The sequence below is a fragment of the Lacinutrix neustonica genome (assembly GCF_026625145.1).
Lineage (GTDB): Bacteria > Bacteroidota > Bacteroidia > Flavobacteriales > Flavobacteriaceae > Lacinutrix > Lacinutrix neustonica.
On sequence record NZ_CP113088.1, the window covers coordinates 3,600,084 to 3,622,971 of the forward strand.

Consider the following 22,888-nt stretch of genomic DNA (forward strand, 5'->3'; position numbering starts at 1 on the left):
AACGTTTATATTTGCATGCAATTAATTGCAATTGCATCATGACAGCACACGAGAACAAAATTGTTGGAGAAGGTTTAACTTACGACGACGTTTTATTAGTCCCAGCTTTTTCTGAAGTACTTCCACGCGAAGTCAACATTCAATCAAAATTTACGCGAAATATTACTATCAATGTACCCATTGTTTCTGCAGCGATGGATACCGTAACCGAAAGTCAAATGGCTATTGCCATGGCTCGAGAAGGTGGTATTGGGGTGCTGCATAAAAACATGACCATTGAACAGCAAGCTCAAAAAGTACGTAAAGTAAAGCGTGCCGAAAGTGGCATGATTATAGATCCCGTGACGCTTCCAATGACGGCTATCGTGGCAGATGCTAAAAGTGCCATGCGTGAGCACAGTATTGGTGGTATTCCAATTGTAGATGAAGCTGGAAAGCTAAAGGGTATTGTAACCAATCGTGATTTGCGTTTCGAGCATGAAAATAGCAGACCCATTGTTGAGGTAATGACCAGTGAAAACTTAGTAACTGCCCCAGTGGGAACCTCTTTAAAGGACGCTGAAAAAATTCTTCAAAAAAATAAAATCGAAAAACTTTTAATTGTTAAAGGGGATACCTTGGTTGGGTTAATCACCTTTAGGGATATTACTAAAGTGACACAAAAACCAATTGCCAACAAAGATACCTATGGTAGATTGCGTGTTGCTGCTGCTATAGGCGTAACAGGTGATGCTGTTGATAGAGCCGAAGCTTTGGTAAATGCGGGTGTTGATGCTATTGTTATTGATACAGCGCATGGGCATACCAAAGGCGTGGTAACGGTGTTAAAAGAGATCAAAAAGAAATTCCCAAAATTAGAAGTCGTGGTTGGTAATATAGCGACTGCTGAGGCTGCTAAATATTTAGTAGAAGCTGGTGCAGATGCTGTAAAAGTAGGTATCGGCCCGGGTTCTATATGTACAACACGAGTGGTTGCTGGTGTAGGATTCCCACAGTTTTCAGCTGTTTTAGAAGTTGCAAATGCTATTAAAGGTTCAGGCGTTCCTGTAATTGCCGATGGAGGTATACGTTATACCGGTGATATTCCTAAAGCGATTGCTGCCGGAGCGGATACCGTGATGTTAGGTTCATTATTGGCAGGAACAAAAGAAAGTCCTGGAGAAACGATAATTTATGAAGGCCGGAAATTCAAGTCTTACAGGGGAATGGGCTCTGTAGAAGCTATGAAAGAAGGAAGTAAAGACCGTTATTTTCAAGATGTTGAAGACGATATCAAAAAATTAGTGCCCGAAGGTATTGTTGGTCGTGTGCCCTATAAAGGAGAGTTGTACGAAAGCATTCACCAGTTTATTGGAGGCTTAAGAGCAGGTATGGGCTATTGCGGTGCAAAAGATATCCCGACTTTAAAAGAAACCGGACGCTTTGTGAAAATCACGGCTTCGGAATTAATGAAAGTCATCCGCATGATGTCACCATTACCAAAGAATCCCCTAATTATTCGAGGTAGTTTTACTTTCGTAAAAATTTTCTATTTGCTGATTGGCATTCTCCATCTCCTCTTTTGTAGGTGGGTTTTTCTCTTGTTCTTTAGCAATGTTAGGTTCGTAGCTTAAGGACATGAATAAGGGAAAATGATCGGAATCTATAGCGTCGCAAAGCCTCATGTCTTTATATCTGAATTCCTCAGAAACAAAGATATGGTCTAACGGCCAGCGCAATAGATATTTTTCGGCGTTGTAGGTATTAAAAAAGCCTCTCCCAACTCGAGCATCTAAAAGGCCACTGACACTCTTGAAGAGATTAGACGTTTCAGACCAAGCCACATCATTTAAGTCACCTAATACAATCACGGGGTATTTCGATTCTTTAGCCAATTTAGCGACTAGCATTAATTCCGCATCACGATCTGTAGACATCGGGTTTTCCTGAGGCATTGGCGGTGTGGGGTGTATGGCATAAAACTGCACAATATCTTGATTTGGAAGCACTAGTTTGGTATGTATTGAGGGAATACTGTCGTCTACTAAATACTTAACCTGCGAATCTCTTAACTCATGTTTAGAGTAAAATAACATGCCATAAGTATTTGGTAATGGGATTTCAACTTTATACGGATACTTAGTTAGGGTGACGCTTTCAAGATTATTTTTCCAACGGGCATTGGCTTCAGTAAAAACGAGGACATCGGCATCTATGGTTTTAATGGCATTCTTAATTTTATTGGCATTTTCATTTTTCTGCAATAAATTCGCCGTAAATAGGGTCAAAGAGTCTTTACCCGTTTTAGAATATTCTAATAATTCGGTTTTAACTAAAGGTGTAAAAGGGTGTATTTTGTAGGCTTGAAATATAAAACAACAAACAAGAGTTATTAGAAAAAGAGTATCACGATAATCTTTTACTTCGAATTTTATATAAAATAAAATAGCAGAAATTAATGTTAAAAATGTGAGTTGAACATGCGGGAAATCCAACATTCTAATAAACCAGTAATCTAGATCTATAATGGGTAACAACGTTAAAATGACTGTTATCAATCCAAAGATTTGTAATATTAATTTTAATTTCATTGGTTACTATTTTTATTGTTATATTTATGACGTCTCATCAAATATAGGCTTTAAGGCAGAGAAGTTAAGACTTATTATTTTTAGAGCAAAAAAAATATTGAAATGGAAATATTAGGAAATATAATTAAAGGCGCAATTAATCTAAAAGACACTTTAACACCGTAAGTCAATCCTGTAGAGGCTCAAGAAAAGCTGTTATTGACGTTATTAGAAACAGCTAAAAACACAAAATTTGGCGAAGCGTATGACTTTTCAGCACTACTCGAATCAGAGATTCCATCAGAGGCATTCGCAAAGCGGATACCCTATTTTGATTATAATGAAATTAACGAGAAATGGTGGAGCAAGCTACATCGAGGAGCAACAGACGTCACGTGGCCAGGAAGTCCGTCTTACTTTGCCTTGAGTTCCGGAACAACAGGAAAGACGAGTAAGCGTATTCCTGTTACGGATGCCATGATCGCTGCTATTAAGGAAGCGGGAATAAGCCAGGTTACAGCGCTTAGTAATTTTGATTTACCCGCCGATTTTTTCAGTAAAGAAGCCATGATGTTGGGGAGTTCTACAGATTTAATAGAGAAGGATGATCATTTAGAAGGTGAAATTAGCGGAATAACGGCTAGCAACATTCCTTTTTGGTTTAAAGGGTTTTACAAGCCTGGTGAAGATATTGCTAGAATTGGAGATTGGGATGAACGCGTGGCAACCATTGCGAAGCGCGCAAAAGAGTGGGATATTGGCGCCCTAAGCGGAATTCCTTCTTGGATGGAATTAATGCTCAAAGCAGTTATAAGTTATCATAAAGTAGATCATATTCATGACGTATGGCCTAATTTGCAAGTGTATACGTCGGGAGGCGTGGCATTTGGTCCCTATGAAAAGAGTTTTAATGCGCTTTTAGGAAAACCAGTGACTGTTATCGATACGTATTTAGCGTCTGAAGGCTTTATAGCCTTTCAAAGCAGACCGAGAAACTGACGCGATGAAATTGGTTACAGATGGTGGCATTTATTTCGAATTTGTGCCTTTTAAACCAGAGTATATTAATCAAGACGGTTCGTTAATTCCTGATGCGCCTAGTATAACACTTAAGGACGTTCAATTAAATCAAGACTATGTGCTTATTATTAGTACAGTTAGTGGTGCCTGGCGTTATTTAATAGGAGACACTATTGAGTTTACCGATGTTGCACGTGCCGAAATCAAGATTACTGGGAGAACAAAATTCTTTTTAAATACGGTGGGTTCACAATTATCGGTTAACAAACTAGATGAAGCCATTCGGCATCCGGAGGAACAATTTAATACGACCATTCCGGAGTATACCCTTTGCGCCAAACGTTTTGACGATGGGTTCTATCATACTTGGTACTTAGGTTCAGAGGATTTAAAAGTAAGTAATGACAGGCTTGTTGCGGCTTTAGATGATTTTCTAAAAAGCGCTAATAAAAATTATAAAGTAGCAAGAGGGAAAGCATTAGAAGGCGTTAAAGTAACTGTGATAACACCTGCTATTTTCTACGATTGGAACGGAGCCAACAAGAAAAAAGGAGGACAAGTTAAAATGGAACGCGTTATGGGGGAAGATAAATTTAAAGCGTGGGAAGATTTTGTTAATTCAAAACTTTAGCTAATTTTAAATCCCGTTGCTTAATTATTTCCATTATTTCCTCCGGTGACAAATAGAATTTTTTAATGCGGGCAATATATTTTTCATCTATATCAGATTGGTTTAGTATAAAGTCTTTGGTTTTTAAAATATAATGCTCCATTCCGCATTTAACAGCAAAAGTGTCTGCTGCTCTTTCGGCTTCAATGATGTGGTTTTTTGAAAATAAATATTTAATTCCAAACCAGACTAAGTTCAAATTACTACGGTTTCTATAATCCATGATGTGGCCTAATTCATGGCCTAACCAGCCTATTAGCACCTCGGTAGGTAGCTTTTTAGTTAGGTACGTTTCGCCGGATATTTTAACTGTTTCACTAATGAAAATGTTGTATTTACGTTTGTTTTTTCTTTTAAAAAAACTACTAAATGCTGGTTGTGCCTGCATAGTCGACTTTTTAATCTCCTTCTTAAATTCAAAACGTATTGTTGTATTTTCCAATTCGGGATAGTATGAAAGTGCGATTTTCACTTCATTTTCTATAGATTCGGGATTTTGTTTTGTGTGTAGGCAGTAGTTGTCATTAATAAATATAGTGTTAGTATGAGTCTCATCGTCCATAATTTAATAAATCAGTGTCACTTGGGAAACTATTTAACTATTTAGCAAAATAATTTAACATACATAGTAAAACTATATGCAGGAATCAAGCTGTAAATAGATACTTTGGTATTAAATAGTAGCTACCTCCTCAATGGGATATAAGGTCGCAACCTGTGCCACGAAGGGCTATATAACATCCTTTTTTTTGTACTGGTAAAGAATGTCTAAATAAAAGTGTATATGAGCGGTAGATATAAGTCTTTCTAATTGTTTTGTTTGTCTAAAGCAGTTGTTTTTTAGCTTCTATTGAGCCCTGTTTTATAAATGGTCCTTACTTTACTTTATAAACGATGAAAAGACCCCTGTAATTTCCGGAGATTTTTAGAGTAACGTTTAGTGGGTTAAAAATTTGCTGGCTTTTAAAAGCATCACACTAAATCTCTCTGAAGTGATAAATTAAACCACTTTAAGGCTCTTGAGTTAAAGATGCTGAAACTCTGTAAAAGACTTTTGTTATGGTAAAAATATCGGGTATTTAAAAAATATAATACTGTATATCAGACATGTACTAAAATGGTTTAGTAAAGGTGCATTCAAAAAACAACAATAAATTTTGTTATTTAGACGCTTAATTTTTAGTTAGTTACGAAATATATTTTTATTATTGTAATCGCTAACCTACTTATAAACCAATTACCTTGAGTAAAAGAACTGTACTGACAATATCGCTAATTTTTCAGTTTGTTATTTATTTCGCCCAAACGGATTACGAATATTCAAAAACAAAACAATTTGCTGAAATTGAAACCAACGTGAGTCCGGTATCAATTGATTCTCTTATAAAACATGTTTTGCGAAAGAGTTATTACGCAAAAGATTATGCGACAACGATTGATGAAGGTAATGCCCTTATAAAAAAAGCAGAACAAATACAATATTACTCGGGTATTGCAAGCATATCAAGTATTTTAGGAAATGCCTTTCTTGAAATAAATGATACAGTAGCTGCAAAAAAAATATTTATAAAACAACTGTATCAATCTCGAATCCGAAAAGACTCGTCAAGTTATTTAGGTGCTAGTATTGACTTAGCGAATGTTTATATCTATCAAGAAGATTATGACAGGGCTATTTCATCATACAAAACAGTTATACCCTATGCTAAAAAATTAAAAGATACCATAAGATTATTTATTTTAAATTATAATATCTCAGAATTGTACTTAGATAAAGAGTCGGTTGATAAAGCAGAACAACATGTATCAGAAACTGGAATATACGTTCAGACTCTGAAGGCAGAACCCTATAGAGCGGGTTATGAGCAAATTTACGGACGCTTTTTATATCTCAAAAACAAACCGGAATTGGCGATCGACCATCTTAAAAAAGCGATTGAGATTTCTGCAAAAATTAACTATACAGACGGATTAATAGAGGCGTATACTTATTATGCTCTGTCTGAGTATAAATTAGGAAACTATAAGAAGGCTTTTGATCTTCAACAAGACCTAGACCAATACAAGACAGAAAAATACGACATAGATAAGATTGAAGCGGTAGAAACGGTAACAGCTAAATTTAATATTGAACAATATAAACAGGAGTTAAAAGCAGGCGAGCTACAAACGCTGTTAATTGAACAGGAAGCGGTAAAGAATGAAAAGATATTAATGTGGGTGCTCATTGGGTCCAGTGCGTTAATTTTACTTTTAATGTCTTTGTTAGTGTCTTACTTTAAAAGAAAGAAACTATTGAATGATTTAAAATCAGAAAATGTTAAATATTTAATAGCTAAAGAGAAAAGTGAAGAATTAGCCAATGCTAAGAGTTTATTCTTTACAAATATTAGTCATGAATTACGAACGCCGCTTTATGGTATCATAGGATTATCATCAATATTAATGGATGATGAGGACTTATATAAACATAAGGAAGATGTTAAATCTCTAAAATTTTCAGCCGATTATTTGTTGTCATTAATTAATGATGTGTTACAAATAAGTAAACTCGATGCTAAAAGAGAAAACAGCTTAAACAAAGTGACTTTTAATCTAAAGGATCTTGTTTTGGGTATCATGAAATCTTTTGAGTTTTTAAAGGTTCAAAACACGAATACCTTTAAGGTGAATATTTCAAAAAACACTCCAAATATAATTATTGGTGATGATGTTAAATTATCTCAAATTCTAATCAACTTAATAGGAAATGCTTGTAAGTTCACCGAAAACGGCACCATAACTTTAGACATAGACTCCAGTAGTGTTGAAGGTGATTGTGCTCAACTTAATTTTAAAATTATAGACACAGGTATAGGGATTCCAGTAAGCAAGCAAAAAGTAATATTTGATGAGTTTACACAAGTTTCAAATGATGGGGAATATCATGGAACAGGTTTAGGTTTGTCAATTGTTAAAAAACTTATTGAGTTACACGATTCTGAAATCTTTTTAAATAGTGAGGAAGGCAAAGGGACACAGGTGAGTTTTTCGCTTACCTACGATATTTCCGAAGATAATTATAAATCTATTAAAGAGATGGTGCTTCAACCTAGAATCTCTATTAATAGCAAGACTATTTTGGTGGTAGACGATAATCGAATAAATAGAATTGTTACCCGAAAAATGCTTGAGAAATATAAGGCAAAACCTTTAGTGGCTGAAAGTGGTGAAAGTGCTATTGAAATAGTAAAGAAAGAAAAAATTGATTTAATTTTAATGGACATCAATATGCCAGGAATGAATGGTTTGGAAGCTACAGAGGCCATAAGACAGTTTAATTCGACTATTCCTGTGATAGCTTTAACAGCTGTAGAAATTGAAGAAATGCGCGACACGATTCAAAATTCTACAATTTGTGATATTATTATAAAACCCTATGATGAATTGGTTTTTGTCGAAACCATTTTAAAACATATTTAATTAGTTTAGAATCAGATATGAGTTTCTAAGGCTCATGAGTATTTGAAACACTAAATTTTATTGGTGTATATGCATGAAACCCCTGTTTTTAATAAAGCACTTTCCTCATTAATTATTCCTTAAATTTAATACATAGTTACCTATAGATTATTGTTTATCTGTTTATATCTGGACGCTGTTTTACACTACTGTTTTATTGCAAATAGCAGGAACTTAGTGTCGCATGAATTTATAATTAATGCTCATCAAATGTCATTCATTGGAGCGCACATGGTGGTCGCAGTTCACTTTATTTGAAGTCGTTGTATTCATGGAATGAATAGAATAAAATAAAAATCAATGGTATGACGCTAAACAATTTATTACTGCTTGGGTATAATTTATATTAAAAGTATTATCTCACTATTCTCTCTTTTTGTTTGGGGTAACTCGGCGTCATTGACAATTAGAATGCGTATAAGGGTATATAATAAAATTATTAATTCACTATCAGATAAGCGTGTTTTCTGTGGGGTGATTTCTGTAATTATATTAGCGCAGGTTGACACTATTTTATTTATATTGCTACCCACAGGGCATGCATTTTAATTTAGAGAACCTATAATTAGGAAAGGACGCTAATAATTAAGTCTAGAGCGGACGCGCTTTCTAATCTATCAATTACATTCTGTTAAATTAAAGTCCAACCAAAAATACGGCAAAAAAAAAATCAAGCGTTAAGCTTGATTTTTTTTACTTTATAGGTTTAAAATATTTTTAGAAATTATCGTTAGTTATTACCCACTTATTCATCGAGGCACGATAGGTGAGTTCAAACACTTGACCACGTTGTATTATCATGTTTGAATGTTGCTCTATCCTATTGCCAAAAGAAGAATTTAAATTATTTGGTAATAATATAATGTTTCCTTGGTTAGCATAGATTAGTATCTGCTTACCATCATCGGCAGCTTTTATACCAGTCACAACCATGTTTTCCTGAATTGCAATTGGGCTTATTCTAGTCCTTGGTATAAACGTTTTTCCTGAATTAGATTCTCCTGGAAAAATACCGATATCGGCATTATGAATAATTACAGGGTCGGTAAAAGATTCTACACAAACGGGAATGTCGATGGTAGTATTAATGCTGATATCATCAAAAGAAGAGCTGTTTTCTAAACGAATATTAGATTCTGCCTGAAAACTAATGCTTAAACTGTACAATACAGCAAGTGGTAGTGTAATGAAATTGTTCATGAGATTTAGGTTTAAATAGCTCGTTAAAAATACATTAATTTAGGATGATTAACAAAATAAAAGACCTGTTTTGTCAAAATTTTCTTCAAAAGGCAAATTAAACCGATAAAAAGTAAATTTAATGGTTAAAAAACACAGGTTGAATAGTACTTCAAGAATCAAGATAAACGGTGCCTCTGTGAGGTTTTAAAATGTCTCTAACAGACTTCATTTCGGCTTCCTCTACCACGAGATAAGCAATGGCGTGGTGTTCGTTAATGATCTCAAAGCCAGTGATAGCTACTGCAAGATTTTGACTTGCAACAAATTGTTTTAAGTGAATGTCATGATGCTCCGCAATTTTTAGGGCATCCGGCCCGCGAAAATCCCAAATCAGTTTAATTTTACGCATGCTTTACGGTAATGCCTTTCTCGGCAAAGTTTTTAAAATCGGTTAAATAGGTCATGGACTGTTTTTTAAAGGCACTAGGCATAATTAAGGTCATCATACGCATCGCAAAGCTTATGGGTATAAATTCATTTTCACTAATCCATTGCGTATGATTTTCCGGCGTTGTTTTAAAATAATTTCGCTGTATGTTGTGAAGACCTTTAGTATCATAATTAACGTGAAACACATTTGGAAATTTAGATTTAGTAATAGTTTCGGTTAAAGCAATTTTGCGATTTCCAAATTTATAATTCAAAATCATTTGAGCGCCTACTTGTCCTGGATTTCCATGTAAATGTTCAAAACTTTCTAAGCCACGTTGCCAATATTTCATGTTGGTGTGATTATCAAATTTTTTAATAAATTCATGTAATGGAATTTCAACTAATATCTCTAAGGTGTATTTCATGAAATAATCGCTTTTTTGCAATATATAAAAAAAGAGATACACTATAAATTTGTTCTTCTTTTTTAATAATTGATCTCCAACAGTTCCAGGGTAATTGAGAATAACCTTTAGCTTTCTCGACTTCAATAAACAATTGTTTTTTCACTATTTAGGGACCAAATGTATTAAACGTTATGTGGTGTGGTTTCCTTTTCTTTTTTATTAAGTGATAAAGACGGTCCTTTAGGAATTATTTGAGTAATAAAATGTATTATTTATCGTTTGGCATAACACTTGTATTCTAGACTAATATTGTTATTTTTGCATCATTGAAAAATAATTCACTATAAACAAGATGTTAACCATGTAATCACATGAAATACATGATTATTTAAGGTCAGCATGTTGACTAAACAGAGAGATATCTATGAATTTGCAATTGAAAGGATTCCTTTTTACATTATTTTTCGGGCTGTTTTTTATTACGCAAGCCCAGGAAGATCAAGTGTTATTTACCGTTGAGAACGTACCCGTTTATGCCAACGAATTTCTCCGTGTTTATAATAAGAATTTAGACCTAGTAAAGGACGACTCCCAAAAAGAGATGGATGCTTATCTAAAACTGTTTATAAATTATAAGCTCAAACTAACAGAGGCAAGGCGAATGAAGTTAGATCAAAAGCAGTCTTATATTAGAGAGCTGGAAAGTTATAAAAAGCAATTGTCTAAAAATTATTTAACAGACAGCAAAGTAACAGATACTTTGATTAGGGAAGCTTACGAAAGGTTAAAGCTAGAAGTAAATGCGGACCATATTTTAGTGAGAGTTGATGAAAATGCGATGGCAAAAGATACTTTAGCGGCTTATAATGAAATCTTGAAATTAAGAAAGCGCGTTTTAGAAGAAGGTTATGAAGCCGTCCAACAAGATGTTCATAACGGTAAAACCCTTTTTGCAGAAAACCTGGGTTATTTTACTGCATTTAAAATGGTGTATCCATTCGAGAACGCAGCCTATAACACAGAAATAGGTGAAGTTTCAATGCCGTTTAGAACGCGGTTTGGATACCATGTTGTTAAAGTTATAGACAAGAGAGCCTCGAGAGGTGAAGTTTCTGTAGCCCATATCATGCTAAAAGACAACCCATCTAGCGATGCAAATGACGAAATAAAAATAAACGAAATTTACCAACGTTTAAAACAAGGAGAGGCTTTTGATGCTTTGGCTAAACAGTTTTCCCAAGATAAAAGTTCATCTGCCAAGGGGGGAATGCTAAAACCCTTTTCAGGCGGAGAGTTAAGTTCATTGGAATTTGAAGAGATGGCCTTTGGTTTAAATGCAATTGGTGCCATTTCAAAGCCTTTTAAGACAAATTTTGGATGGCACATTATTAAATTAATAGACAAAAAACCGATGCCGACTTATAAAGATATGAGGGCAGAATTAGAATCCAAAATTAAAAGAGATTCACGTTCAAAAATTATAAATGATTCTCGAGTAAATGATTTGAAAGCGCGTTACTCCATTGTTGAAAATAGTGAAGGCTTGAATTATTTTAAGACCATTGTGACTTTAGATTATTTAAATAGGCGATGGAATTTGCCTTCAGGTTTTGAAGCTAAAAAACCCTTAGTAAAAATCCAAGACAAACAATTGTATTATGAAGATTTTGGTAATTATTTAATGAAAAGTCAGCGCAATAACAATTCAGCAAATACAGTGGATGCTATAGTTGAGAATGAATATAAGGCGTTTTTAGATAATGAATTATTGAGATATCAAGAAGATAACTTAATCATAGAGAATAAAGCATTTTCTCAAATTGTTGAGGAGTATAGAGATGGTTTGCTAATATTTGATTTAATGGAAAGTGAAATTTGGAATGCCGCCAAAAAAGACAGCCTAGCGTTAGAAGATTTTTTTCACGCTCATGAGACGAATTATTTTTTTAAAGAACGTGTGAAGGCCATTGTGGCTTCCTCAGCAAAAAAAGGAGCGCTTAAAAAAGTAATCAAACTTTTTGATGAAAATAAAAGTATAGAAGAGATAAAAAATGTAATAAACACCAACAATATTATACATGTTAGTTTTACCACAGGTGAAATGGAAGCGTCTCATCAGGCCCTCCCGGATGCTGTAGCGTTTAAGCCAGGGATGTCTAAAATATATAAGCACAATGACGCTTATGTTGTAGTTAAGGTGGAGGAGGTGCTTCCAAAAACACAAAAAACATTTAAAGAAGCTAAAGGAAAGGTTATTAGTGATTATCAGGAATATAAAGAAGCGCATTGGTTAAAAGAATTGGCTTCTAAATATGCTGTTAAAGTAAATCAAGAGGTTTTAGAATCAGTAAAAAGAAGGCTTAACTAATGGTGAAGTATTTAAGTTTATATATCCTATTGCTTATTAGTTTTGTTTCATGCGATTATTTTCGTCCGGCTCAAGACGAAGCCGCTGTTGCAAGAGTCAATGAAACGTATTTGTACGAAGCCGACATCCTGAAAATTCTTCCGGAAAATTATACAAAAGCCGATAGTACTATTTTAGTAAACGATTATATAAATCGCTGGGCTACGCGACAATTGTTAGTTCAAGGTGCCGAGTTAAATTTAGAAGAATCTACGCAGGAAGAATTCGACAGATTAGTCGAGCAATATAAAAGCGATCTATATAGCAAAACGTACTTGGAGGCTTTGGTGTATAAAAGTTTAGATACTTTGGTCTCACTTGAAGAGGCATCTGCTTATTATGAAGAGAATAAGGAAGCCTTTAAATTGAATGAAGAGTTAATTAAATTCAGATATATTAACGTGGATGAAAACCGTCCGGATTTAGAGGATATCACCATGAAATTTAAACGTTACTCCGCACAGGACAAGCATGAGTTAGACTCTATAGCTATTCAGTTTAAGTCTTACTCACTTAAAGACTCTGTATGGATACGATTAGGCCAAGCGGTTAATAAAATTCCTGTAATTACGGCAGAGAACAAAAATGAACTGTTAAAAAAATCTAATTTTATACAACGTAAAGATTCATTAGGACTATATTTGATGCAAATTAACGAGGTGCTTTTAAGAAACGAAACAGCGCCTTTAGAGTATGTAAAGCCCACAATTGATCAAATCGTGATCAACAAAAGAAAACTGGAGCTCATAAGACAATTAGAAAAAGACATCACAACAGATGCAATTAAAAATAAACAATTTGAAACTTATAATTAATTTGAAACACTTAATAGCAGTATGCTTAATACTTTTTGTAGCTACCGGAATGTTAGCGCAAGAAATTATAGACGAAACACCAAAAGTAGTAGAAAAGGACTCTGTTATGCCATTGGTAAATGTAAAAATTGATGGTGTGTCTGCAGTCATTGGAGACTACATTATTTTAGAATCTGATATTGAAAAAACATCAAGATTATTAAAATCTCAAGGGATAGATGCTGAAACTTATACAAGATGTGAATTATTTGGAAGACTTTTAGAAGATAAATTGTATGCCCATCATGCCATACAAGATAGTATCGTTATTAACGATGCTGAAATTCGCTCGTATGTTAATCAACAGGTGGAACAATTTAAACAAGAATTTAATGGTTCGTTAGAAGAAGTCCTCACATTTTATAAAAAAGAGAACGAACAAAGCCTTAAGGATGAAATGTTCGAAATTAACAAAGCGAACAAATTAGCTGCAGAAATGCAAAAGAAAATAATAGAAGATGTCGAAGTGACTCCTGAAGAAGTGCGTCAGTTTTTTAATAAAATCACTAAAGAGCAGCGTCCTACTTTTGGTACAGAATTAAAAGTGGCGCAAATTGTTATCGAGCCTGAAGTGGCAGAGGAAGGCATACAGAAAGTCATTAATCAGCTTAAGGATTTTAAACGCGATGTTCAAGAGAATGGAGCGAATTTTCGTTCTAAAGTGGTATTGTATACAGACGATATGGCTTCAAAAAAGAATGGAGGCTTATACACGTTAAACAGGAAAAAACCGCAAATGGTTAAGGAGTTTAGAGAAGTTGCTTTTTCTATGCAGGAAGGCGAAATCTCTGAACCTTTTAAAACTGACTTTGGATATCATATTCTTTATCCGGAAAAAATTAGAGGCCAAGAGTACGATGTAAGACACATTCTCTTAATTCCGGAGGTCTCTCAAGAAGCAGTAAAGAGCGCTAAAGACCGCATAGAAGCCGTTAAGAAGAATATTGAAGAAGGACATATTACTTTTGCAGAGGCGGCAAGAGAATCCAGTGATGAATTGGAAACCAAGTTTCAAGGGGGGCAGTTAATAAACCCAGCGACTCAAGACTATAATTTTGAGTTAACCAAAATAGATCCGGAACTATACGGTCATCTGCAAAATTTAGAGAATAATGAGATTTCTGAAATCATTGTAGACCGTGATAGAACAGGAAATGTCAAATTTAAAATTATGACAGTTACCGACAGGATTGATGAGCACGAAGCAAATTATTCAAGAGATTATTTGAAAGTTAAAGAATTGGCTTTAAGTGAAAAACGACTTGATGTTATTGCAAAATGGCAAGAAGAAAAAATAATGGATACTTACATTAAAATTAGTGATGTCTACAAAGATTGCGATTTCAATAGTAATTGGTTAAAAAAATAATATAGTTTAAAGCATGTCAGACGTAAACGCTATCAACCAACTGGTAACTAAGTATAAAGCATTAAGGCAAGAAATAGCTAAAGTTATTGTTGGTCAGGATGAAGTCGTTAACCAAATATTGATTTCTATATTTTCCGGCGGACATGCTTTGTTAATAGGTGTCCCAGGGTTGGCAAAGACCTTAATGGTAAATACCATAGCACAAACGTTAGGATTAAATTTTAAACGCATTCAATTTACACCGGATTTAATGCCTAGCGATATTTTAGGGAGTGAAATTCTCGATGAAAGCCGAAATTTTAAGTTTATTAAGGGACCCATTTTTGCCAACATTATTTTAGCAGATGAAATCAATCGTACGCCTCCAAAAACTCAAGCGGCATTATTAGAAGCCATGCAAGAAAGAGCAGTGACGGTGGCTGGACACCATTATAAATTAGACTTGCCTTATTTTGTTTTAGCAACCCAAAATCCCATTGAACAAGAAGGTACTTATCCGTTGCCTGAAGCCCAACTCGACCGATTTATGTTTGCTATTAATTTAGATTACCCAACTTTTGATGAAGAAGTACAAGTGGTTAAAGCAACAACGACAGATGTTATGGCTTCTGTAAATGTGTTATTTTCGGCTCAGGAAATTATAGAGTTTCAACACCTCATTAGAAGAATTCCAGTGGCAGATAATGTTATTGAATACGCGGTGACAATAGTGTCTAAAACGAGACCAAATACAGATGCCGCTGCAGATCCTGGTTAACAAATATATCGATTGGGGCGCGGGACCAAGAGCGTCACAAAACTTAATTCTAGCCGCTAAAACACATGCGGCCATAAACGGGAAATTCTCACCGAGATATAGAGAATGTACAAGCGGTAGCAACAAGCATTCTTAGACATCGAATTATTAAAAATTATAAGGCTGAAGCAGAAGGCGTAACAGAAGAGCAAATTATCGCATCACTGTTCTGAATAAAAATGCAAAACTAAGGCATTCCACTCATTTTAATTCTAATTTGTTTAGAGCAACTATAGTTGGAGCACTTTTAAAAATTCAACATTGGTCTGTTGGAATGTTGTTTCAATACTTAGCAATTGTGGTATCTATTATCTTTCTTTTGAAGCTTGATAAGCAAGAAAATAAAAGTTTAAGATATTAGCGTATTTCTGCGCAAACGCTATCGTTTTTAATGATAATTCTATTTTGTTTTTTCAGTTTTAAACTATTACGGAGCATAATCACTTGTTAATTTACTGTTTTTTCAATATTTAAATTATCATTTTAATAAATTGCAAATGAATTAGTGTTGTTTTAATGAGTATAATTCAAAGATTACAGACATTCTCTATATATTTTTAAAGTACTTCGGAATTTTGTAAATTTGCAGACCGAAACTTCGGTAAAAACTTAAATTAAACACACAACCTTAAACTATTATTTATGGCATTCGATATTGATATGATCAAAAAGGTTTATGCACAAATGGCAGAACGCGTGGATACAGCTCGTGAAGTCGTTGGTAAACCATTAACACTTTCAGAGAAAATTCTTTATAATCACCTTTGGGATGGAAAAGCAACCAAAGCGTTTACTAGAGGTAAAGATTATGTTGATTTTGCACCAGATCGTATCGCTTGTCAGGATGCTACAGCACAAATGGCTTTATTGCAATTTATGCAAGCAGGTAAAAGCAAAGTAGCTGTCCCAACAACAGTGCACTGTGATCACTTGATTCAAGCAAAAGATGGGGCATCAACAGACTTAAAACGTGCCAATGATGTGAGTAGCGAAGTGTTCGACTTCTTGGCCTCTGTATCAAATAAATATGGTATTGGATTTTGGAAACCAGGAGCGGGTATTATTCATCAAGTGGTTTTAGAAAATTATGCCTTTCCAGGTGGAATGATGATAGGGACAGATTCTCATACAGTAAATGCTGGTGGATTGGGAATGGTCGCTATTGGAGTTGGTGGAGCAGATGCGGTAGATGTTATGGCTGGTATGGCTTGGGAATTGAAATTCCCTAAATTAATTGGTGTCAAATTAACAGGAAAATTATCGGGTTGGACAGCTCCTAAAGATGTGATTTTAAAAGTAGCAGATATTTTGACCGTTAAGGGAGGAACAGGAGCTATTGTTGAATATTTTGGTCCTGGAGCAACCGCAATGTCGTGTACAGGAAAAGGTACGATTTGTAATATGGGAGCCGAAATTGGAGCAACAACTTCAACGTTTGGTTACGACGAATCTATGGAACGGTATTTACGCGCGACGGATAGGGCAGACGTTGCAGATGCAGCAAATAAAGTAAAGGAATATTTAACTGGTGATGCAGAGGTTTATGCTAATCCGGAAGAGTATTTCGATCAAGTCATAGAAATAAACCTATCAGAATTGGGACCTTTGTTAAATGGGCCTTTCACGCCGATTTATCGACACCAGTTGGTGCGAAAATGACAGAAAAAGCGAAAGCTAATGAGTGGCCAATTCAAGTAGAATGGGGGTTAATAGGGTCTTGTACAAACTCGTCTTATGAAGATTTATCACGCGCCTCATCTATTGCACAACAGGCTATTGATAAAGGCTTAAAAATGAAATCTGAATTGGGTATTAATCCAGGTTCTGAACAAGTACGTTACACAGCAGAACGAGATGGTTTGTTGCAAATTTTTGAAAATTTAAATGCGAAACTATTCACCAACGCTTGTGGACCATGTATTGGGCAATGGGCAAGATATAGTGATCCTAAAAATGCGCCAAAAAACAGTATCGTGCATTCATTTAATAGAAACTTCGCCAAGCGCGCAGATGGAAACCCAAATACGCATGCTTTTGTAGCGTCTCCGGAAATTACTGCAGCAATTGCTATTGCAGGTCGCTTAGATTTCAATCCGATGACAGATACCTTACTTAATGAAAATGGAGAAGAGGTCATGTTCGATGAGCCAACAGGATGGGAATTGCCACCTAAAGGCTTTGAGGTAGAAGATGCTGGTTATGTTGAGCCTATTGAAGATGGTACAGGTGTAAGTGTCGTGGTAAATGAAGATTCTGAACGCATTCAATTATTAACACCTTTCGAACCTATTGGAAGTGATATTAAAGGCGCTAAATTATTGATTAAAGCCTTTGGAAAATGTACTACAGATCATATTTCTATGGCTGGACCTTGGCTGCGTTTCCGTGGACATTTAGATAACATCTCTAATAACTGTTTAATTGGGGCTGTCAATGCCTTTGGAAAGAAGACTAATTTTGTTAAAAACCAATTAAATGGTGAGTTTGGAGGGGTGCCGGATACCGCAAGAGCTTACAAAGCCGCTGGCGTTAAAACAGTGGTCGTTGGTGATCATAACTATGGAGAAGGCTCGTCTAGAGAACACGCAGCAATGGAACCAAGACATTTGGGGGTGGCCGCAGTCATTGTAAAATCATTTGCGCGTATTCATGAAACAAACTTGAAAAAGCAAGGGATGTTAGGGTTGACTTTTGCCAACGAAAGTGATTACGATTTAATTCAGGAAGATGATACCTTTAATTTCTTAGATTTAAATGCGTTTGCCCCGGATAAGCCATTGACTCTTGAACTGGTACATGCAGATGGTAGTAAAGACGTTATTACATTGAATCACACTTATAATCAGGCTCAAATTGACTGGTATAACGAAGGATCGGCGTTGAATTTGATTAAAAAAGAAAACGCATAACACATACTTTTTATTCTATAAATGAAGAACTCCTGATATAATGATCAGGAGTTTTTTTATGCTTGTTCATTGCGGTCTATGGCGTTTTTGGTCTTGTAAATTTGCATTCCTTTTAATAAACTGAAGCTGTAATTTTTTAAAAGGAATAGATGCCCCAAATAATTAGACTATAGAAGCAGAGTCGTATCCATTGTTTTTATTAGATTTGAAGTGTCAATTATTTTATTGGCGCATCCTCATTTTAAATTGTTATGAAAAGACTATCTGTAAAAAATAGTATTCTGTTACTTGTCATTGTGCTCTTAATGATTCCCCAAAGCAGACAGCAAATACAAATTGTTCTCCATAAAGGAGTTGCTTTGTTCAGTCCTAGTATTGAGAAGGATGATCGTTTAGAAAAGGTAAGCGATTACAATTGGATGCTTACCGATTTAGAGGGCCATTCTTTTGATTTTAATAATAGTAAAGGTAAAGTTACTTTAATAAACCTCACGGGCCACCTGGTGCCCACCTTGTATTGCTGAAATGCCTTCTATTCAAGCTTTAAGTAACGATTATGATGGTAAAATATCCATTGTTTTAGTGTCTAATGAAAATCCTGAGATTATTGCGGCCTTTTTGAAGAAGAAAAATTATAATTTGAAAGTTTATACCCCTAAAACACAGGCGCCCCAAACCTTTCAAGTGAACAGTATTCCGAGAACGTTTTTATTGGATAAACTAGGGAATATTATTATAGACGAATCTGGTGCAGCAAACTGGAATAGTGAAAAGGTTAGGACCACCATAGATCAATTATTAAAACTATAATGTTTTAAAAAAAGCTTTTATAAAAGCGGTCGAAAAAAGAGAGCCCATGATTTGTAGTTCTTCCTTCAACGAGGAGGTTTCGTCTAAAAATTTAAACATGCTTTCGGCAGAATTTTTGGTGTAGAATTGCTCAAAAATCCATTCTCCTTTGGCATTTTCGTCATGGAGTACCTTTAGAAATATTTTGTCATAAAAAGCATATTTAGTTTTGAACAGGTCTTTTGAAGGGGGTTTATTCTGTTTTAAATTTAAAAGAATTTTTGCAACCTTTTTTTCGGTATGCTTAAAGGAATAGCCAGTACTTCCTTTAACCCAACCGCCAGCAGTCCCTATTTTTGTAATGTTTTTAGTAGAATACTGCTGAAACGGAAAATTAGTCATGGGGATACTTCCTTTTTCTGTTTCGGAAATACGATAGTTAGAGAGTTTTAGCACCTCTTTAATATACCGCTCGATATAATGATCATAAACCAATTCTACAACCGCATGTGGTGTAAAATAAGTAAATTCCACTAAAGCTTTGGTTTGAGAAAAAGGCAGAACATAGGTGAACGTGGTTTGATTTCCATCTTTTAATCGATAATCCATCATAGTGAATTCTTCTGTATTAAAAGTAGGGCTATCCGTTTCAATAATCCAACCTTTAAAGTGTTGAATGACTCCGGTGTAGTTATCCATTTCCGAGTAGAATTCAGGCGCAATCCTACTGTCAAAAACATGATTTGAAGTGAGCTCACGAGTCTCCGTTCTCACTACAGGATTGCCACAATCCTCAACAGAAAGGACTTCCTCTAAAATAAAATGAATATTGGATTGCGCGGCTAGTTGTCTTTTGGCTTCATTATAAAAATCAATAGCATGAATAGACTTATAAGTGTAAGGCTTTAAGTCTAGTTCACATTTTTTATTTGAAGAATAAAATAAGGCCTTCGTCCAAACGTGATTAACGATGTTATCCCATTTTCCCGACCCTCTTTCCCAAAAACTCCAAGTTTTGTCATTATGAGTTTTATCATCTTTGTCGATGAGGGCAATTTGTTTGGTATCAAAATAAGGGTCTTCAGCTAGAGCCAAGGCCAATTGAAATCCTGCCAATCCATTTCCTATAATAATGTAATCGAAATGTGAATTTAGGACCATTTCTTTTTAAGAAATTTATGAGCGTTTAAAGTATTTAAAAGGGACGAATAACATTCCAAAGCATTCGCCATCGCCTTTACCTAAATGTTTGTGGTGTATTTTGTGTGCACGTCTAACCCCTTTTGCATACCAATTATTAGCATTGCGAAAAATTTTAAAACGTTGGTGTATAAAAATATCATGTACTATAAAATAGGCAGCACCGTAAGCCATAATGCCTAAACCAATTGGTAAACAATACCACACACCTTCGTAGCTCCATAAATAAAAACAAGTCATGCTTACCACAGCGTAAAATATAAAAAAGGCATCATTGCGTTCAAACCAACTATCATGATCTTTATGATGGTGATCTTTATGTAGTGACCATAAAAAACCATGCATTACATATTTGTGAGTGAACCAGGCCATGAACTCCATAATGGAGAACGTGCCTAAAAAAACAAAAATCCAGTATATCGTTTGCATTATAATAAGTTAAGTTGATATTTTACGTAGCTTCGGTTAAGAGTTCTACTTTTTTATAATTAGGGACCCTAATTCTAGTAGACTTAATATCTAAAGCGGGTGTCTTTTTAAGCTTTTTAAGTAGCTGACTATAATATCTATACGCCATAAAAACACCAAATTTGGCTTCTATAGGTAGTAATTTAATTCCTTTTAAGCCTTCAGCAAAATCATGTTCAATGTCTTGAATAATGAGTTGTTTAGCTTCTTCATTTAGATTATTTAAATCTGTATTTGGAAAATAGGTACGTTCTAATTCGTCGAAGTCTGCTTTCAAATCTCTTAGAAAATTTACTTTTTGAAATGCAGATCCTAATGACATAGCAGACGCTTTTAAAGCATCATATTTAACTTGATCTCCTTTAACAAAGACCTTTAAGCACATCAGACCTACAACGTCTGCCGAGCCATAAATATAATCTTTATATTCAGTCTCGGTTAAATACGTCGTTTTATGAAGGTCTAATCGCATGCTTTTCATAAACGCGGTAACCATATGTTTTTCTAAATGGTACTTATGGTAGGTGTGCTGAAATGAGTTTAGAATAGGGTTTAAGCTAATTTTTTGTTCTAATGCAAATTCTAAATCTTTTTCAAAAGCTTCAAATAATTCTTTTTTATTATAGTCATGAAAGGAGTCAACAATCTCATCTGCAAAACGTACAAATCCATAAATATTATAGATGTCCTGTCTAATGGTTTCCGCTAGCATTTTAGTTGCCATTGAAAAAGAGGTGCTATAAGATTGTGTTACAAGCTTACTACAATTATAAGAAACCGAATCAAATAATGCCTTCATTAGTTACTATGGTGTTTTTTTATTAATCCTGCGACTAGTTTTCCTGATATTAACGCTGGCGGAACACCAGGGCCAGGAACAGTTAATTGTCCTGTAAAATACAAATTTTCTACTTTTTTACTTTTTAGTTTTGGTCTTAAAAAAGCCGTTTGCAGTAAGGTATTAGCCATACCATAAGCGTTGCCTTTATAAGAATTATAATCCTTAATGAAATCGTTGACACAAAAAGACTCTTTAAAGATAATAGATTCTTCAACATTTTGTGAGGTTAAATTTTCAAATCTCTTAATAATTTTTTCAAAGTATTGCACTCTTATTTCCTCGGTATCTTCTATACCTGGAGCTAAAGGTATTAAAAAAATACCCGCTTCTTTTCCTGAGGGCGCCGCACTATCATCCGTTATACTTGGGAAACTCGCGTAAAATAATGGGTTTTCCGGCCACTGTGGGTTATCGTAAATGTCCTTCGCATGCGCCTCAAAATCGACATCAAAAAATAATGTGTGATGATTTACATTTTTTAATTTTTTATCAAAACCAACATAAAAGAGCAAGGAGGAGGGGGCAAAAGTCTTTTTACTCCAGTATTTTTCAGAATATTGTCTGTGTTTTATATCTAAAAGCGTTTCACTGTGGTGGTAGTCTGCTCCACTTAAAATAATGTCACAGGGCACAGATTCTCCATTAATAAGCAAATTGGTGGCGGTCCCTTTAGTATCAACGTTAATTTTCTTTACAGCAGCATTTGTTTTTATTTCAACTCCCGGAGATAGCGCTAGGTTTTCTATGGCCAGTATCACCTCGTACATCCCTTGTTTTGGATGAAAGGTACCAATACCAAAATCGGCATAATTCATAAAACTATAAAAAGAAGGGGTGTTGCTGGGTTTGGCACCTAGGAATAGGACTGGAAACTCTAAAATCTGAGCCAACCGGTCATTTTTAAAAGCTTTCCTCACATCCCGTTTTATGGTACTTAAAAATTGATTAATCTTTTTTATGGTTACTGGAGTGATTAGTTCTAATGGTGAGACACCTGGTCTATACACCAGATCTTTTATGGCGACATCATAATTGTTCTTTGCATTATCGATGAATGTTTTCAAACTTTCCGAACTTCCTGGTTCTTCGGCTTCAAAAGCAGCATAAATTTTATCAATGGTATCTTCAATAGTAATGTAGTCATCTTTACCAAAGTAAACCGAGTAGGCAGGGTTTAATTTTTCAAGCGTATAGAAGTCTGACGGTGTTTTATTAAAATCAGCAAAAAAACGTTCAAAAACATCAGGCATCCAATACCATGTTGGTCCGATATCAAAAGTAAAGCCCTGCTTTTTTAATTGTCTTGCCCGTCCTCCTATAGTATCGTTTTTTTCATAAATAGTAACCTGGTTTCCGTCCTTTGCTAAATAACAAGAAGCGGCTAGTGCTGAAAACCCGGAACCTATAATGGCTATTTTTTTATTCATTGTAATCTACATGTTGTTTATCATTGTCAAGATTTTCCATGATCTCTTTTACTGAGTTTAGTATTAG

At 34.9% G+C, this 22,888-nt stretch carries 14 protein-coding genes and 5 pseudogenes; 10 read left to right on the forward strand and 9 right to left on the reverse strand.

Annotated elements, in window-relative coordinates; genetic code table 11:
* The first annotated feature begins 38 nt into the window (after positions 1 to 38).
* Positions 39 to 1,507, forward strand: a pseudogene (gene guaB, locus N7U66_RS19530) (IMP dehydrogenase).
* On the opposite strand, the gene N7U66_RS19535 reads toward guaB, so the two are convergent.
* The gene (locus N7U66_RS19535) at positions 1,491 to 2,570 is read right to left on the reverse strand and encodes an endonuclease/exonuclease/phosphatase family protein (RefSeq protein WP_313791317.1); all 1,080 of its coding nucleotides are present in this window, start codon (positions 2,568 to 2,570) and stop codon (positions 1,491 to 1,493) included. The pseudogene guaB and the gene N7U66_RS19535 overlap by 17 nt on opposite strands.
* 102 nt (positions 2,571 to 2,672) lie before the next feature.
* On the opposite strand from N7U66_RS19535, the pseudogene N7U66_RS19540 reads away from it, so the two are divergent.
* Positions 2,673 to 4,200, forward strand: a pseudogene (locus N7U66_RS19540) (GH3 family domain-containing protein).
* Here N7U66_RS19540 and N7U66_RS19545 read toward each other — a convergent pair.
* Positions 4,184 to 4,801 carry a hypothetical protein gene (locus tag N7U66_RS19545; protein ID WP_267676593.1) on the reverse strand — a complete coding sequence of 206 codons (618 nt, stop codon included), beginning with the start codon at positions 4,799 to 4,801 and terminating at the stop codon, positions 4,184 to 4,186. The pseudogene N7U66_RS19540 and the gene N7U66_RS19545 overlap by 17 nt on opposite strands.
* Positions 4,802 to 5,481: 680 nt before the next feature.
* On the opposite strand from N7U66_RS19545, the gene N7U66_RS19550 reads away from it, so the two are divergent.
* Entirely contained in the window at positions 5,482 to 7,701 is a 2,220-nt protein-coding gene (locus N7U66_RS19550; RefSeq protein ID WP_267676594.1) for a tetratricopeptide repeat-containing hybrid sensor histidine kinase/response regulator, read from the forward strand.
* A 756-nt stretch (positions 7,702 to 8,457) separates the two neighbouring features.
* Here N7U66_RS19550 and N7U66_RS19555 read toward each other — a convergent pair.
* The 3 genes from N7U66_RS19555 to N7U66_RS19565 form a co-directional block, all read right to left on the reverse strand.
* Positions 8,458 to 8,940 (reverse strand): hypothetical protein, encoded by a 483-nt coding sequence (locus N7U66_RS19555; protein WP_267676595.1) that lies wholly within the window; start codon positions 8,938 to 8,940, stop codon positions 8,458 to 8,460.
* A 151-nt stretch (positions 8,941 to 9,091) separates the two neighbouring features.
* Positions 9,092 to 9,331 (reverse strand): hypothetical protein, encoded by a 240-nt coding sequence (locus N7U66_RS19560; protein WP_267676596.1) that lies wholly within the window; start codon positions 9,329 to 9,331, stop codon positions 9,092 to 9,094.
* Positions 9,324 to 9,905 (reverse strand): SRPBCC family protein, encoded by a 582-nt coding sequence (locus tag N7U66_RS19565; RefSeq protein ID WP_267676597.1) that lies wholly within the window; start codon positions 9,903 to 9,905, stop codon positions 9,324 to 9,326. Before N7U66_RS19565 ends, N7U66_RS19560 begins: the two co-directional genes overlap by 8 nt.
* Positions 9,906 to 10,185: 280 nt before the next feature.
* Here N7U66_RS19565 and N7U66_RS19570 point away from each other — a divergent pair, with 280 nt between their 5' ends.
* The 7 genes and pseudogenes from N7U66_RS19570 to N7U66_RS19600 all read left to right on the forward strand — a co-directional run bounded on the left by N7U66_RS19570 (position 10,186) and on the right by N7U66_RS19600 (position 18,906).
* Positions 10,186 to 12,129, forward strand: coding sequence for a peptidylprolyl isomerase (locus N7U66_RS19570; RefSeq protein ID WP_267676598.1), 1,944 nt, complete (start codon positions 10,186 to 10,188; stop codon positions 12,127 to 12,129).
* Positions 12,129 to 12,983 carry a peptidyl-prolyl cis-trans isomerase gene (locus N7U66_RS19575; RefSeq protein ID WP_267676599.1) on the forward strand — a complete coding sequence of 285 codons (855 nt, stop codon included), beginning with the start codon at positions 12,129 to 12,131 and terminating at the stop codon, positions 12,981 to 12,983. Before N7U66_RS19570 ends, N7U66_RS19575 begins: the two co-directional genes overlap by 1 nt.
* A complete protein-coding gene (locus N7U66_RS19580; RefSeq protein ID WP_313791318.1) occupies positions 12,967 to 14,391 on the forward strand; it encodes a peptidylprolyl isomerase in 1,425 nt (474 codons plus the stop codon). The genes N7U66_RS19575 and N7U66_RS19580 overlap by 17 nt, the downstream gene beginning before the upstream one ends.
* Before the next feature lie 13 nt (positions 14,392 to 14,404).
* Positions 14,405 to 15,360, forward strand: a pseudogene (locus N7U66_RS19585) (AAA family ATPase).
* A 469-nt stretch (positions 15,361 to 15,829) separates the two neighbouring features.
* Positions 15,830 to 18,096 (forward strand): annotated as a pseudogene (locus N7U66_RS19590) (aconitate hydratase).
* 251 nt (positions 18,097 to 18,347) lie between these two features.
* The gene (locus tag N7U66_RS19595) at positions 18,348 to 18,620 is read left to right on the forward strand and encodes a hypothetical protein (protein WP_267676601.1); all 273 of its coding nucleotides are present in this window, start codon (positions 18,348 to 18,350) and stop codon (positions 18,618 to 18,620) included.
* 1 nt (position 18,621) lies between these two features.
* Positions 18,622 to 18,906, forward strand: a complete 285-nt coding sequence (locus tag N7U66_RS19600) for a TlpA family protein disulfide reductase (protein ID WP_267676602.1) — start codon at positions 18,622 to 18,624, stop codon at positions 18,904 to 18,906.
* Here the strand turns inward: N7U66_RS19600 and N7U66_RS19605 are convergent.
* The 4 genes and pseudogenes from N7U66_RS19605 to N7U66_RS19620 all read right to left on the reverse strand — a co-directional run bounded on the left by N7U66_RS19605 (position 18,901) and on the right by N7U66_RS19620 (position 22,821).
* On the reverse strand, positions 18,901 to 20,046 hold the full coding sequence (locus N7U66_RS19605) for a lycopene cyclase family protein (protein WP_267676603.1): 1,146 nt from the start codon (positions 20,044 to 20,046) through the stop codon (positions 18,901 to 18,903). The genes N7U66_RS19600 and N7U66_RS19605 overlap by 6 nt on opposite strands.
* A gap of 15 nt (positions 20,047 to 20,061) precedes the next feature.
* Positions 20,062 to 20,514: a sterol desaturase family protein gene (locus N7U66_RS19610; RefSeq protein ID WP_267676604.1), complete on the reverse strand. Its 453-nt coding sequence runs from the start codon at positions 20,512 to 20,514 to the stop codon at positions 20,062 to 20,064.
* Positions 20,514 to 21,352 (reverse strand): annotated as a pseudogene (locus N7U66_RS19615) (phytoene/squalene synthase family protein). The gene N7U66_RS19610 and the pseudogene N7U66_RS19615 overlap by 1 nt, the downstream one beginning before the upstream one ends.
* A complete protein-coding gene (locus N7U66_RS19620) occupies positions 21,352 to 22,821 on the reverse strand; it encodes a phytoene desaturase family protein (RefSeq protein ID WP_267676605.1) in 1,470 nt (489 codons plus the stop codon). The pseudogene N7U66_RS19615 and the gene N7U66_RS19620 overlap by 1 nt, the downstream one beginning before the upstream one ends.
* Positions 22,822 to 22,888 lie beyond the last annotated feature (67 nt).